The 12,037-nt window shown below is 69.7% G+C and carries 10 protein-coding genes; 3 read left to right on the top strand and 7 right to left on the bottom strand.

The window, feature by feature from the left end; translation table 11 throughout:
* Nucleotides 1–373 precede the first annotated feature (373 nt).
* Nucleotides 374–1,069 carry a sterol desaturase family protein gene (locus KY572_RS03640; RefSeq protein ID WP_224240729.1) on the bottom strand — a complete coding sequence of 232 codons (696 nt, stop codon included), beginning with the start codon at nt 1,067–1,069 and terminating at the stop codon, nt 374–376.
* Between the two features lie 37 nt (nt 1,070–1,106).
* Nucleotides 1,107–1,613, bottom strand: coding sequence for a peptide deformylase (gene def, locus KY572_RS03635; protein ID WP_224240728.1), 507 nt, complete (start codon nt 1,611–1,613; stop codon nt 1,107–1,109).
* Nucleotides 1,614–1,731: 118 nt separating this feature from the next.
* Between def and KY572_RS03630 the strand changes: the two genes are divergently transcribed.
* The gene (locus tag KY572_RS03630) at nt 1,732–2,214 is read left to right on the top strand and encodes a nuclear transport factor 2 family protein (RefSeq protein WP_224240727.1); all 483 of its coding nucleotides are present in this window, start codon (nt 1,732–1,734) and stop codon (nt 2,212–2,214) included.
* Nucleotide 2,215: 1 nt separating this feature from the next.
* Here the strand turns inward: KY572_RS03630 and KY572_RS03625 are convergent, their stop codons facing one another.
* The 3 genes from KY572_RS03625 to KY572_RS03615 are packed head-to-tail and all read right to left on the bottom strand — an operon-like array spanning nt 2,216 to nt 4,633.
* Nucleotides 2,216–3,709, bottom strand: a complete 1,494-nt coding sequence (locus tag KY572_RS03625; RefSeq protein ID WP_224240726.1) for a bifunctional metallophosphatase/5'-nucleotidase — start codon at nt 3,707–3,709, stop codon at nt 2,216–2,218.
* Between the two features lie 46 nt (nt 3,710–3,755).
* Complete coding sequence (locus KY572_RS03620; protein ID WP_224240725.1) at nt 3,756–4,181, bottom strand: hypothetical protein; 426 nt, start codon at nt 4,179–4,181, stop codon at nt 3,756–3,758.
* On the bottom strand, nt 4,178–4,633 hold the full coding sequence (locus tag KY572_RS03615; RefSeq protein ID WP_224240724.1) for a MarR family winged helix-turn-helix transcriptional regulator: 456 nt from the start codon (nt 4,631–4,633) through the stop codon (nt 4,178–4,180). Before KY572_RS03615 ends, KY572_RS03620 begins: the two co-directional genes overlap by 4 nt.
* A 216-nt stretch (nt 4,634–4,849) precedes the next feature.
* Here KY572_RS03615 and KY572_RS03610 point away from each other — a divergent pair, with 216 nt between their 5' ends.
* Nucleotides 4,850–5,491 (top strand): hypothetical protein, encoded by a 642-nt coding sequence (locus KY572_RS03610; RefSeq protein WP_224240723.1) that lies wholly within the window; start codon nt 4,850–4,852, stop codon nt 5,489–5,491.
* A gap of 9 nt (nt 5,492–5,500) precedes the next feature.
* Here the strand turns inward: KY572_RS03610 and KY572_RS03605 are convergent, their stop codons facing one another.
* Nucleotides 5,501–8,728 carry a carboxypeptidase-like regulatory domain-containing protein gene (locus KY572_RS03605; RefSeq protein ID WP_224240722.1) on the bottom strand — a complete coding sequence of 1,076 codons (3,228 nt, stop codon included), beginning with the start codon at nt 8,726–8,728 and terminating at the stop codon, nt 5,501–5,503.
* A 172-nt stretch (nt 8,729–8,900) separates the two neighbouring features.
* On the opposite strand from KY572_RS03605, the gene KY572_RS03600 reads away from it, so the two are divergent.
* Nucleotides 8,901–10,310: an SPFH domain-containing protein gene (locus KY572_RS03600; protein ID WP_224240721.1), complete on the top strand. Its 1,410-nt coding sequence runs from the start codon at nt 8,901–8,903 to the stop codon at nt 10,308–10,310.
* Nucleotides 10,311–10,465: 155 nt separating this feature from the next.
* On the opposite strand, the gene KY572_RS03595 is transcribed toward KY572_RS03600, so the two are convergent.
* Nucleotides 10,466–12,037 carry a sensor histidine kinase gene (locus KY572_RS03595; RefSeq protein ID WP_224240720.1) on the bottom strand — a complete coding sequence of 524 codons (1,572 nt, stop codon included), beginning with the start codon at nt 12,035–12,037 and terminating at the stop codon, nt 10,466–10,468.

Raw genomic sequence — 12,037 nt, 5'->3', positions numbered from 1 at the left:
TCCCTTCTTTCGTCCGGAGGGGCGCGGCTTCTACCTCTTTGCCGCTGCCGCCGTCAACCGGTGACTTATTCAATTTTCTGGGGCCTCGATTTCTTCCGGCCAGCGTCGCTTCCGCTTCGCTGTCCTGTCGAGGGGCGCGGCTTCTACTTCGTTGCCGCGTTCTGTGTCAACCGACTTCGTTGACCCTTCATTTCCGCCCCGCCCGACGACCTCGACACCGTTGTGCGGAGGACGCCGCGCGGAGGAACAGGATCTCTACCGCCCCGTCACCGTCTCGTCAAATCCTTCTTGATCAAGAGGTGATCAGCGGCGCCAGGGTGTGCATGGCCTCCGTCGGTGAGAACCCCCCAGGCCCCGCGAGCTCTTCCTCCCGTCAGCGCTTTTGGGCGCCTGCCTGGTCCTCGGGCGACCAGAGCGTCCCGAAGAGCCGGTCGCAGATGGGGAAGGTGATGTTGAAGTGGTAGCGCCCCATCCGCCCCAAATCGTGGTGCACCGTGTGGTGCGTCCTCAGCTTCACCAGCAGTGGCAGGCGGGCCAGCGGGTGCTCGGCTGGCAGGTGGTAGCAGAAGTGCAGCCACTCGTAGGTGAGGAAGTAGCCCATCGCCGTGGCCACGAAGAGCCACCCCATATTCGGTGAACCCACCGCGAAGAGGAGTGCTCCTATGGGTGTAGCGATGGCTCCCAGGAAGAAGAGCAGCAGCACCGGCGGGAAGAGCACCATCCGGAAGTCGTGGCTGGACTCGTAGGCCATCGCCTCGTGGGTGAAGAAGTGATGGTGCTGCTGCGTGTGCCTCCGGTACACCAGCCCCAGCCCCTTCGTCCGGTGGTGCATCGGGCCCCGGTGCCCGAAGTACTCGGCCACGTTCGCCAGCAGGAAGCTCCCCGGCACCGTCAGCCACTCGAGCGGTCGTACCCCCGAGAGCTGGCTCACGGCGAAGGCAATCACCCCCAGCGAGCCCAGGCTCGTGAAGGCGAAGTGCGCCCAGCCGATGTAGCGCTTCCCCGGCTCCGTCCTCCGGTACTCCGTCCGGAACCTCGCCACGTGCTCGGGAAGGGGCGCCGCGCTCATGCCTCGAGTGTAGCGCCGCGCCCGCCTTCCTCGCTGCTCAGTCCTTCTTTCGCTTCAGCGCCTTCTGCAGCTTCTTCATCCGCTCCTGGATGAGGCTGCGCTTCAGGCTCGACAGGAGCTCCACGAAGACGTGTCCGTCCAGGTGGTCGATCTCGTGCTGGAACACGTGCGCCAGCCGCCCCTCCGCCTCCACCTCGTGCCACTGCCCCGTCTTGTCCTGGTAGCGCACCTTCACCTTCTTGAAGCGCGGCGTCTTCTCCCAGGCCTCCGGCACCGAGAGGCACGCCTCCTCCAGGGTGATGTCCTCCGAGCGCTCCAGCACCTGCGGATTGACGATCTCGAAGAAGGTCCCGTCCTCGCGGCCCACCAGCGCCACCCGGAGGGGCTCTCCCAGCTGGTTCGCCGCGATGCCGATGCCCTTGGCCTCAATCACCGCCTCGTGCATCTCGCTCAACAGCTTCTCCAGGGCCGGTCCGAAGTCCGTGACAGGCTGCGTTGCCGAAGTCAGTACCTTGTGGGGCCAGATAACGATGTCTCGCGCCATGGCCCCACTCTGCCATGCCCGCGCTCCCGTGCTGAGCACAACCGCACTCCCCCCGTTCGACTCCCTACAGCTCCCACCCTCACCACCCACGCCGGGAGTCTGCTAACACCTGCCCCCCATGCACCCCAACGCCCAGCTCCTCACCACCTTCTACTCGGCCTTCCAGCGGCGCGATGCCGACACCATGGCCTCCTGCTACCACCCGGATGCCGAGTTCTCCGACGCCGTCTTCGTCGGCCTGCGCCATGCCGGCGTCACCTCCATGTGGCGCATGCTCATCGAGCGAGGCACGGACCTCACCCTCGAGTTCAGCGGCATCCAGGCCGATGACCGCACCGGCCGCGCCCACTGGGACGCTCGCTACACCTTCAGCGCCACCGGCCGGAAGGTCCTCAACCGCATCGACGGCGAGTTCGAGTTCCGCGACGGGAAGATCCTCCGCCACCGCGACCACTTCGACTTCCATCGCTGGTCCAGCCAGGCCCTCGGCCCCATGGGAATGCTGCTCGGGTGGACCCCCTTCCTGAAGAACAAGGTGCGCGCCACCGCCCGGGCGGGCCTCGACAAGTGGATGCGCGAGCACGGCGTCTCCGGGCCGTGAGTCAGCGCCCAGGGGCGGGCTCGGCTCCTCCCGCCTTCAGCGCCTCGATGAGCAGGGTGTGGATGTCCAGCTCCGTGCGCCTCGGGTTGCTCGCCTTCGCGAACAGCTCTCGATAGCCCTGAGCCTTGTAGGCCTGGAAGTCCATCGTCCCCACTCGATACGTCGCCTCCGGCTCCAGCCGCGTGTAGCCCGCCTCCGGGTGCGCGGGGTCCTTCAGCAGCTCCACCTCCGCCGGCTTGCCGTCCTTCACCGTGTACCGCACCCCGCTGAACTGGCTGAAGCCGTCCGCCCCTCGCCTCGACTCCACCAGCGCCAGCCACTCCAGGAGCTGCGCTCCCGTCATCTCCGCCAGCACCACCACGTTCCGGTAGGGGATGGCCGCGTGGAAGTCCTCCACCGTCACCTCTCCCGCGGGCAGCCCTCCCCGGAAGCTCGAGGAGGTGGCGAAGAATGCATGCGCTCCCGAGGCGTGCCGCAGCACTTCCGTTGCCCACCGGCCTATCGGCGCCTCTCCCGTGGAGACACCCTCGTCCGGTAAGGCTCGCGGCAGCCTCCCGAGCACCTCGAAGCGCTCCGGCCGCTTCTCCTTCAGGCGCCGCTGCAGCTCCGCCACCTTCGCCGCTACCTCCGGATCCTCCGGACGGCTCGCGTCCAGCTTCACCAGCCCTCCCGTCACCTGCTCGAGCTTCCCTCCCTTGAAGTGCAGCCGCACCTCCGAGAGGTATGCCAGGTACTGGTAGGGCGACACGTAGTACGTCCGCGTCCCGGGAATCAGCCGCAGCTCGCCTCGGTAGTGCGAGTGCGTCCCTAGAATGACGTCGATGCCCGGTACCTCTCTCGCCAGCGCCTCGTCGTCCTCGCGCGACTGGTGGCCGATGAGCACCACCGCGTCCACCCGCTCCCGCTCGCGCAGCTCCGTCACGATGCGCCTCGCCGCCTCCCTCCCGTCCGTCCAGCGCGTCCCCGCTGGCAGGTGCTCCGGCTTCACCAGCTTCTCCATGTCCGGCCCCGCTACCGCGAACAGCCCCAGCCGGACTCCTCCCACCTCCCGCACCAGCCAGGCTCGCCCTTCCTCCTGGAAGTAGGGCGTCCCGTCCTCCTTCACCAGGTTCGCGCTCAGCACCGGGTAGGTGATGGCCGCCCGGCACCGCTCGAAGGCCTCCGCCCCGTAGTCCAGGTCGTGGTTGCCCAGCGCCATCGCGTCCACCCAGCCGTTGAACCACGGCCACTCCACGCACTGGTACTCGTCACTCCACGTGGGCACGCCCTTGTTCAGCGTGTCTCCTCCCGAGAGCACCAGCGTGTCCCCGCGCCCCTTCGCCTCCTTGATATAGGCCAGCGCTCTCGCCACCCCGCCCCGCCCCGCTTCTCCCTCCGAGGTGAAGGGCACCGCGTGCGAGTGGTAGTCGCTCATCCCGACCAGCGTCACCGTCCGCGTCGTCTGACAGGCCGTGAGCACCGCTACGGACACCACCAACAGCAGGGCGCGAGTCATGGCCCCCACATGGACCACAGCCCCTGCTTCGAGGCAACCGCCTCCTTCAGCGGCTCGCCTGCCTCCGGCTCGGCAGCGGCTCCAGATCCGGCGGCACCCAGCCCGCCTTCGCCGCCGGCGAGTCCAACGTCTCCTTCCGGTAGTGCCGCCCCAACAGCCGCACGTCCAGCAGCCTCGGGTGCGCCGCCAGGAAGCCCTCGAACGTGTCGAGGTCCGGCGTCGCGTCCAGCGCCGCCTGCATGCTCTCCGCCCAGGCCCGCGTCATCGTCTCGTGGAACTTGTCCGTCGCTCCCAGCGTCGTCGCGAAGTTCAGCACCATCGCGCGGATCCGCTCCAGCCCTCCCTCGAAGCCGTGCGCCCTCAGGCACAGCCACGCCAGCCGCAGGTGGCTCAGGTGCCCGAACTTCCCCGGGTAGTTCACCGTCTCCACCGCCCTCAGGAACTCCGCGTCCGACAGCTCTCCGCTGCTCATGTCGTGCCTCCCTTGCGTCGTGCCCGCGGCGCCTCGCTCTCGCTCTGCTCGATCAGTGCCTCGAGCACCTTCGTGAAGCCCTCCACGTCCCGCTCCCCCACCTGCTCCAGCACCGCCGCCTCCAGCGTCTCCAGGTGCCGATGCACTCGCGCCGCTAGCGCCTTCCCCGCCGCCGTCAGGCACACCTGGAACGAGCGCCGGTCCTCCGCTCTCAGCTCCCGCCTCACCAGCTTCTTCGCCTCCAGCCGATCCACGTAGCTCGTCAGCGTCGAGCGCTTGTGCGCGAAGGCCGCGTGCAGCGCGCTCATCGGCGAGTCTCCCGCCTCCAGCAACCACGCCAGCAGGTGCGCCTCCCCCTGTGACACGTCCAGCGGGGGCACCGCCCCCTCCAGGAACAGCCCGATGCGGTGCGTGGCCCGATGCACTTCCAGGATGAGTCGAAGCGGCTTCATCCCTCCCTCCTACCAGAATTCCATGTTCGGATATTCCGAATTCGGAACACATGACGCCGCGCGCAGCCGCTCCGGGCTCCCGCCGCTCCCTTCCGTGCCTGGCCGCCCGCCGAGGGCAGATGTCCAGTGCTCGAAACCTCCGCCCCCGCCCCCGCACCCGGGTTTTCAGCCTCCTGCGGTACGCTTCTGCCTGAGTCCCCTTCAGGAGCCTGGGCCATGGGCGCCAAGATCGAACCCGAACCTCAAGCCTCTCCACCCTCGGGAGCCACTCCGCAGGCCCCCCCGATCCAGGTGGTCAGCGGCGCCGTGAGCGCCACCGCGAAACAGCCCAACAAGCGCTCGCTCAGCGAGTCCGAGCTCCTGGCCGCTCGCAAGGTGTTCGCCTCGGGCCTCAACTACACGCCCGTTCGCATCGAGAAGATGGGCTCCTTCACCGAGCTCATCAACGGCAGCCGCGCCTACACCGCCGCCAACTCCGTCATGCTGCCCGGCAAGGCCTACGCCTACCCCTCGCAGTACGTCTCCATCATCGTCCACGAGCTCGTCCACGTCTGGCAGTACCAGCACGGCGGCTGGGGCTACATCCCCAATGCCCTCTGGGCGCAGACCCTCGGCGATGGCTACGACTTCGCCAAGGCGCTCCGCCAGGGCAAGCCCTGGACCAAGATGAACCCCGAGCAGCAGGCCCAGATGATCCAGGACGCCTTCCGCGGCGCCTACTTCGACTCCCCCGGCGCCCTCTTCGGCGTGCTGGGCAACAAGGGCTGTGTCGTCCGCGCCGGCATGAAGCCTCCCGATGGCTTCGCCGACTACACCTCCGCCCTCGTGGACGCCCTGGCCGTGCTCCGCAAGAGCTGAGCCGGCCGTCTACTTCTCCGGCAGCGGCTGCCAGCGCGGGTGCACCACCCGCTCCACCATGCCCTCCGCCGGCAGCTCCAGTTCCTCCAGGTGGAACCGGGTGGACGCATCCTCCGGCTCCGCGAGCAGGAGGACCGTGGCACGCCCCGGCGGGAGGGACTCGAACTTCAGCACGCCCCCCTCCTCCGCCGCGTGCAGCCCTCGCCTTCGCCAGCGGCTCAAGCTCTCCTCGGAGACCGGTGGAGGCGCCATCCCCGGGAGCAGGATGGCGCTGGTGGCGCCTTCCGCTCGCAGCACCAGCGTCGTGCCCTCCCTGCGCTCCACGAAGCTCACCACCACCTGGCCGCGCTCGGGGATCCGCACCTGCTGGGGCAGGAAGATGCCCTGGTGGCGCCCGCGGCGCGCGACGACATGCGCCTGGTAGAGGCCTGGCTCCACTCCCCGGGCCACTCTCGTGCCCTGGAGCACCTGGATCACCTGCCGCTCGGAGCCGTCCTCCTGCTCGAACATCACGTTCGCTCGGACCGGCTTGCCCTCGTGGTCTCGAATCGTGAGCTCGATGCTCGCCCCCGCATCGAGCCGCACCGTCACCGACTCTTCCCCCGAGCCCAGGGCCACTCGACTCGAGCGGTAGCCCTCGCCCTGAGCCTCGAGCGTGAGCGGCCGGTCGTCCACCCGCGGAAACTCGAAGGTGCCGTCCGCACCCGTGCGGACAGGCCTGGATTCCATGACGCTCCGCACCAGACCTGGAACCTCGTCCATGAACCGGACCTCCGCATCCGCGATGGGCGCGCCCGTCTCCGCGTCCAGCACACGTCCCGTCACCCGGCGGCCCGGCCCCAGCCTCACGTCCCCCAGCTCCACGTCGACGCCCTCCTGGACCTTCACGGAGCGCAGCACGGTGGCCAGCTTCGGCGCGGCGAGCTCGAGCTGCTCGACGCCTGAATTCTTGAAGGACTGCTCGAAGGTGCCGGTCGGCCCGGAAAAGGACATCCCATTCACGGTGAAGTGGCGCAGCGGCCCGCCGTCCGGCCCGACGACCCGCCCCCGGATGCGTCCATCTCGCTCCAGCACGACGCGCACCTCGGTCGTCCCCTCGCCGACGAGCAGGGCGTCCCGGCTCGAGCGCGTGGCTCCATGCGCCCTCGCGGGCACGAAGGTGTAGCCCGCCTTCCAGGCACTCAGCTCGTAGGTGCCCTCGACGAGGTGCTTCAGGGTGAAGCGTCCGTCCGGGCCGGTGTGCACTCCCATGTCCCGCCCCGTTCCACACGAGATGACGTGCCGCCGCCAGGGGGGGGCGGCCCTGAGCGGAGCCTGGGCCTGAATGAACGCGTCCGCGACCGGCTCGCCGTGGCCGTCCACCACGATGCCGGACAGCGTCCGCCCCGCCGTGAAGCGCAGCGCCACCGCCGCCTGTTCGGTGCCCCGGAGCTCGACGGGCTTCGCGGTCGCGCGCTCCATTCCATCCTGATCGGCCTTCGCCTCGACCATGAAACGCCCCGGGCGGAGTCCTCGGAGGGTGAAGCGCCCCTGCGAGTCCGTCCTTGCGTGCCGGACGGAGGATGCCTCCCCCTGCTCCGTTACCTCCACCCACAGCGTGACGGAGACGCTCGCCTGCGCAACCGCATGCTCGTCGGTGACCGTCCCCACCACCGTGGCCCCCCGCCGCAGAATGACTCGAAGATCCGAGGCGGGCGCCTGGATGGACAGGCGCTGCGAGATGAACCGCTTGTCATCGATTCGAAGGTCCCAGGCGCCTGCTCCAGGCGCATCCAGGGAGAAGCGGCCCTGCGCATCCGATGTAGCCGTGTCCCCGCGCGGGGAGGATTCTTCCGAGTCCTCGCTGCTGCGGTCCAGCTGGAGCCGGATGTCCGCGACGGGACTGCCCTCTTCATCCACCACCACTCCGGACACGATGGCAGCCCGCCGGAGCGTCAGGTCCACCGGCTTGCCACCCTGCTCGAGCTCGTGCTCCTCGCTCAGCACTTCGACGTAGCCCGAGCGCTTGATGTCGAACTCGTAGGTGCCCGGCTCCATCGGCCCCACCCGGTAGCGTCCGTCCGCCTTCGTGACGAACTCCCAGAACCGGAAGTATCCCCTGTCCGGGCTCACGCTCACCGTCGCGCCCTCCACCGGCTGGCCCGTCTCGTCTCGCACCGTGCCCTCCATGTGGAGCGCCTGGCCCAGGTTCAGCACCAGCTCCGGCGAGGGCTCCGTCGGCTCCAGCTCGACCTGGTCAACGGCGTACAGCCCGTCCCGCTCCGCCGTGAATTCGTAGGTGCACGGCCCCAACCGCTCCAGCGAGAAGCGCCCCTCCGCGCTCGTCCGCAGCTTCTGTTCCGTGAACGTCACACACTGCTCCGCCTTCACCGACACCTCGACGTCCGGCGCGGGGGCCCCATCGCGCAGCACGCGGCCCGCGAGGCGACTCGGGCGGACGAGCACCACCTTGCTCTTCAGCGGCTTCGAGAACCCGTGGGACCGGAACGTCGGCAGCCAGCCCTCGCGCTCGGCGGTCAGGGCGTACTCCCCCTTCGGCAGCGGCCCGATGCGGAAGCGCCCATCCTCTCCGCTCCGCGTGTCGAAGAAGCGGGTGTGCCACTTGTGCAGGATGGTCAACGCCACTCCCTCCACGGGCTGCTCCTCCGGATCCACGACGATGCCCTCCCACATCCTCCCCTCGTCCAGCAGCAGCTCCACCGCCTGGGCCCCCGCCTTCACGCCGGACTGAAGCTGCGCCCCCTGCTCGCCGAGCGCCCAGAGCGTGAAGTCGCCTTCCGGCAGGCCCGCGAGCACGAAGGCGCCGTCCGCCGCCGTGACGGTCTCGGCGTACACGGGCGCCTCGCCCTCGCGCGCGCTAACGAGCTCCAGCACCAGGGCGCCCACCTCGTCCAGGCAGTAAGGGAGCGTCTTCGCCTTTGGGCTCGCGTCGCTGCTCGAGCCCGTCGGGCACGGGAGCTCCGAGAGCGTCTCTCCAGGCGTAGGGCGCGTCGCGGACACACGGACTCCGGCCACGGGCCCCTGGGCGTCTCGCACGACGCCGCGAATGCTCAGACTGCCACTCGGTAGAGGTGTCGGTTCGGCATGAGGCCTCGCCCACGTCGTCGCGCGCGCACCCTTCGGGCGCGGCGCCTTCTCGGAGGCCTCGGGGGAGGGCTCTCTCCAGAGGCTCAGCCCCAGCACGGCGATCGCGGCGATGGCCGCGGCTCCTGCGATCCCCAGCACCCACGTGCGCATATGAGCCCTCCCGAGGGAGAGTCTCGCAAGCCTGTGTCCCCGTGGGAAGCCGGGGAGGTGGATCCCTCGGGGACGTCGTTCTGGTTAGATGGGGCCTTTCGAGCCTCCGGGCACGCGTGCCGACGGTCGGCGCCAGCCCGGGGCCCTGGGGGCGGGGAAGACGATGAACTCCATGCGCAACGATTACCTGGATCAGGTCCAGGAGCAGCAGCAGCGCCTCGAGGTGGACCTCAAGGCCCGGAAGATGGCCGCACCCCATGCCATCGCCCAACAGAACGCGGCGCCCCGGCGGCGCGGCGGTGCCCCCCCTCCCCCCGAGATGCCCGGCGGCAACGCCGTGGATGTACGCATCACCGGCTTCTGGCGGTGGCGCACCGTCGTCGTCCCGCCCAACGCCTACGTCGTCCACACCCGCCGCGGCCACGACAAGCCGCTGCACATCGGCCTGGGCGTCTCCTTCCGCTTCAACCCCGCCACCGACTCGTTCCTCGTCGTCCCTGGCGCGATGCAGACCATCCTCATCAACGCCCACTGCATCTGCCGCGAGCTCCAGGGGCTGCTCGTCCAGGGCTACGTGCAGTGGATCATCGAGGACTTCGCCACCGCCTACAAGAAGCTGGACTTCACCGACGCCGAGGACCCCATGCGCGTGGTCAACGTCCAGCTCCGCGAGCAGGCCGAGGCCGCCATCAAGGACAAGGTGGCCACCATGAGCATCGACGCCGTGCTCTCCGACAAGCAGCCCATCATCGAGGAGCTCACCGCCCGCCTCCGCCAGGTCGCCGAGGGCGGCGGCGGCAGCGACAAGGGCCTGGGCCTGCGCATCGTCACCGTGCAGATCAAGGAGGCCGTCGTCAGCTCCGCCCGCCTCTGGGAGAGCCTGCAGAAGCCCTTCCGCGCCGAGCGTGAGCGCGTGGCCCGCCTCGCCACGCTGGAGACAGAGGAGGCCATCTCCCGCCGCGAGCTCCAGGTCGAGCAGGAGCGCTCTCGCTCCCGCCTGGAGACCGAGAGTGAGCTGGCCCTGCTGCGCTCCCAGAAGGAGGCCGAGACCTACGACCGAGAGCAGACCGAGCGGCTGCGTCGCCAGCACCGCGAGGAGGACGATGCGCGCAAGCTCGCCGTCGAGCGCCAGCAGTCCTCCCTCCAGTTCGCCGAGCTGGAGAAGGCGCGCCTCGCCGTGGAGGCCGAGCTGGCCCAGCGCAAGCACGAGGTGGAGGCCGCCCAGCGTCAGCGCGATGCCCTCGCCGGCATCGCCGTGCTGGATGCCGAGCGCGAGGCCGCCAACCGGCAGGCCCACGTGGAGCTGGAGCTGCTCGAGCGCCGCCAGCGCGTCCTGAACGAGCTCAGCCCCTCCAACGTCCAGGCGCGGCTCGTGGAGCTGCTGCCCACCATCGCCGAGAAGCTGCCGCAGCCCCAGGAGCTGAAGTCCATCTCCATCGGCGCCGGCGCCGGCACCCAGGAGGGTCAGGCGCTCACCACCCTGGTGGCCCAGATGATGGCGCTCGTGAAGGCGCTGCGCCCCGAGTCCGAGCCGCCTCCGGCGAAGAAGACCGAGCTCGTCCAGGAGCGCCTTGCGCCCTGAGCCCCGGCGCCCTGTCGGTCGATTGGTGGCCAACTGGTATGACAAGCAGACCAGTTCGGACCGAAAGCGACCGACAGGGGGGTGGACCGGACGCGGGCTTACAGGGAGCGTGAAAAACTTCTTCGGCCCCACTCAGTCGTGGCTCGCGGCTCCCGTCAGCCGCCCGCGGGGGCCTCCGCGGCAGCCGGGGGCGTGCGCGGCAGCGAGACGGTGAAGGTGGTGCCCTCCGCCTCCGTGGACGTCACGTCCACGGTGCCTCCGTGCGCCAGCACCAACTCCCGCACGATGTAGAGCCCCAGGCCGATGCTCCGGTCCGAGCGGCTCGCCCGCCGCTTGCCTCGCCGCAGCGGCTCGAAGATTCGCGGCAGCAGGTCCGCCGCGATCGGCTCTCCCTGGTTGTGCACGCACAGCACCATCCGCTCGCCCTCGCCCCGCGTCTCCACCCGCACCGGCGTCTTCTCCAGGCTGTACTTCAGCGCGTTCGTCACCAGGTTGGACACCACCTGGGAGATGCGGTCCGCGTCCCACTGCCCCCGCCCATCCCCGCTCTGGCTCACCTGGATGTCCCGCTCCACGTGCCCGGCCCGCGCCTCCTCCACCACCTGCAGCGTAACCTCGTGCAGGTCCACCGGCGCAGGCCTCACCGGGATGCCGCCCCCCATCCGCGCCTGCGTGAAGTCGAGCAGGTCCCGGATCAGCCGGTTGGACCGCTCCGCGCAGGACAGGATGCGCGCCACCGTCTTCGCCTGCCACGGCTCGATGCTGTCGCGCTGCAACATCATCGAGGCCCCCGCCAGGATGGCGTTCAGCGGGCCCCGCAAGTCATGGCTCACGATGCCCACCAGCTGCTGCTCGAACTCCACCCGGCGCTTCGCCTCGCTCAGCAGGCGCTGCCGCTCCTCCTCGGAGCGTCGGGCCTCGGTGACGTCCTGGATGGCTCCCACCATGCGCTGGGCCCGGCCCTCCGCGTCCCGGACGATGTAGCCCCGGTCCGCCACCACCACGTAGCTGCCGTCCTCCCGCTGGAAACGGTACTCGTCCTGCCAACGGTCCGTCCGCGCGGCGAGCGTGCTCCGCAGCCCCTCGCCGACGCGCTCGCGATCCTCCGGGTGGATGCGCCGCGTCCACCCCTCCACGTCACTTCCCAGCGCGGCCCTCGGGCAGCCGAGCACCTGCTCGACGGCATCGCTCCAGTGCACCGAGTCCGTCTCCAGCTCCCAGTCCCGGACGACGTCGCTGGTGGCCCGCATCACCAGCTGGTAGCGCTCCTCGGACCTGCGCAGCGCCTCCTCGGTGTGCCGACGCCGCACCTCCGTCTCCACCTCCCGCAGGGCCCGCCTCATGCTCGGCACCAGGCGCTCCAGCCGATCCTTGAGGATGTAGTCCGTCGCGCCCCGCTTGAGCAGCTCGATGGCCCGCTCGTCTCCCAGCGCGCCGGTGACGAAGAGGAAGGGCGTGTCCGGCAGGAACCGGCGCGCCGCGTTCAAGGCGCTCAGGCCGTCGAAGCCTGGAACATTGTAGTCGGAGAGGATGAGATCGTAGTGCCCCCGCGCGAGCGCCCGCATGAAGTCCTCGCGGTGGCTCACGCGCTCCAGGTGGAAGGTGAGCCCCGCCTCGTCCAGCTGCGCGCGCAGGAGCCGGGCGTCCAGCTCGCTGTCCTCCAAGAGCAGCAGGAGCAGCGGCCGCTCGGAGGCATGCGGTTCCAGCTCTGACGCGGCGCTCTGCAT

This window comes from Hyalangium gracile, assembly GCF_020103725.1.
GTDB lineage: Bacteria > Myxococcota > Myxococcia > Myxococcales > Myxococcaceae > Hyalangium > Hyalangium gracile.
Note: the sequence above shows the minus strand (reverse complement) of the source record. Positions and strands in the feature narration are given on the sequence as shown.

What these genes read in the sequence shown, in the direction of transcription:
- KY572_RS03640 (WP_224240729.1), bottom strand. Translation starts at nt 1,069, where the DNA reads ATGAGCGCGGCGCCCCTTCCCGAGCACGTGGCGAGGTTCCGGACGGAG.
- def (WP_224240728.1), bottom strand. Translation starts at nt 1,613, where the DNA reads ATGGCGCGAGACATCGTTATCTGGCCCCACAAGGTACTGACTTCGGCA.
- KY572_RS03630 (WP_224240727.1), top strand. Translation starts at nt 1,732, where the DNA reads ATGCACCCCAACGCCCAGCTCCTCACCACCTTCTACTCGGCCTTCCAG.
- KY572_RS03625 (WP_224240726.1), bottom strand. Translation starts at nt 3,709, where the DNA reads ATGACTCGCGCCCTGCTGTTGGTGGTGTCCGTAGCGGTGCTCACGGCC.
- KY572_RS03620 (WP_224240725.1), bottom strand. Translation starts at nt 4,181, where the DNA reads ATGAGCAGCGGAGAGCTGTCGGACGCGGAGTTCCTGAGGGCGGTGGAG.
- KY572_RS03615 (WP_224240724.1), bottom strand. Translation starts at nt 4,633, where the DNA reads ATGAAGCCGCTTCGACTCATCCTGGAAGTGCATCGGGCCACGCACCGC.
- KY572_RS03610 (WP_224240723.1), top strand. Translation starts at nt 4,850, where the DNA reads ATGGGCGCCAAGATCGAACCCGAACCTCAAGCCTCTCCACCCTCGGGA.
- KY572_RS03605 (WP_224240722.1), bottom strand. Translation starts at nt 8,728, where the DNA reads ATGCGCACGTGGGTGCTGGGGATCGCAGGAGCCGCGGCCATCGCCGCG.
- KY572_RS03600 (WP_224240721.1), top strand. Translation starts at nt 8,901, where the DNA reads ATGCGCAACGATTACCTGGATCAGGTCCAGGAGCAGCAGCAGCGCCTC.
- KY572_RS03595 (WP_224240720.1), bottom strand. Translation starts at nt 12,037, where the DNA reads ATGCAGAGCGCCGCGTCAGAGCTGGAACCGCATGCCTCCGAGCGGCCG.